General features: G+C 39.0%; 1 protein-coding gene. It reads right to left on the bottom strand.

All coding sequences use genetic code 11. The annotated features are described in order from the left end of the window. Positions 1-689: 689 nt before the first annotated feature. Positions 690-1452: ABC transporter permease (locus OB13_RS20035; RefSeq protein ID WP_461491958.1), on the bottom strand; the 763-nt coding region annotated here is incomplete at its 5' end.

Genomic DNA, 1452 nt, shown 5'->3' with positions numbered 1-1452 from the left:
AAAGTAAATGTATCAAAATTAACTTTTCTAAAAATAAGGTTCCTGAAGGCATAAGATGGGACGATTACAAGGAATTCAGTATGTGTAAAACAGCCAACGATATTAAATCCTTGCGGATAAAACTCGATGATACCACCCAACGGACCACCAAAAAGCCTCTCAGTTAATGCTTAGAGGCTCTTTTTATACCCTTGGGACACTATTCGAACACCACGGCAGTTATTTATATACCAAGAAACTCTTTTTAAATGTCCTGCTTCACTAACGGATTGGGCTATGAAGTGATGTAGCTACTCTATAGGCATTGTTAGATGGCGTAATGTTTTTTTATATTTGTCTTAGATTATCTCTTTCTCTGACAATCATTTTATCTAGATTTGAAGATTCAATCTTAGGACTTTCTCTTGGAATATAGATACTCCCAATAGAATCAATAATTCTGTCACCCATCCCTTTCCCATCTAGCCAATGCGTTGGATCATATTGGTCGAAGATTTCCTGAAAGACATTGTTCTCTTTGCTAGCCTCAATATATATATTTCACCGCACCATTGCAGAAAAATTTTGTTAGCAACATGGCTCTTCCTTCTCGCAACTTGTAGTCGGTTGTTACATTGTTGCCATGGTGTCGCGGAATAAAATGAATTGTCTCGCCATCGTCATGACCTGCACGTAAATGTTTTACCTTTTTACTCTGTTTTTAAAACTTTTACAGGTTCAATTTGCGCCGCTCGAATGGTTTGGGATAGGACAGTCAGAAGCCCGACTATGGCCACCAAACCAAAGCCTATGCTTACATTCATAAAACTTAAATCAACAAGACTGCTGCCTATATCTTGTCTGATTAAATCACCGCCAAACAAACCAGCCGGAACACCAATAAGTCCGGCAATCAGGATAAGAATGCCGAAATTTTTGGTAACTACCCACACCAATTCTTTGTTGCTTGCTCCCAATACTTTTCTTATACCCAGTTCCTTAACGCGTGTTTCTACGGAGTAACTGGCTATACCTAATATGCCCAGACCAGCTATTATCATGACGATAAGGGCTAAGCCTCCAAAAATCTCCATTTCTCCACTGATTTTCTCTGGATAACGGTGCTCTTTTAGGTTATAAAGATTTGCTGTTTTTTCAGGAAAATGGTTTTTCCATAAGGATTGAATAGCCTCGGTCACTTCCAGTTCTGTATTTGGCTTTATTTTTATGGTCAAGGTGGCTATTTCATTAGGCAAATACCGATATATTAGAGGGCGTTGTTCGCCAATAATTTCATTAGGCATGATGCCAATGACCTGTATATAGGCAGAGTCCAGTAATAGCGTTTGGCCCACTAAAGTCTCCGATTCAGACTCTATTAATTTTGCGGCAGCTTCATTCACCAACACATATTGCTCCATATTCTGGGGCATATTTTTAGGGAAATTTTGGCCCGATTTTAAGCTGATACCT

Source organism: Pontibacter sp. HJ8 (assembly GCF_054824225.1).
The sequence above is the reverse complement of the archived record's forward strand: the minus strand, read 5'-3'. Positions and strand labels throughout refer to the sequence as shown.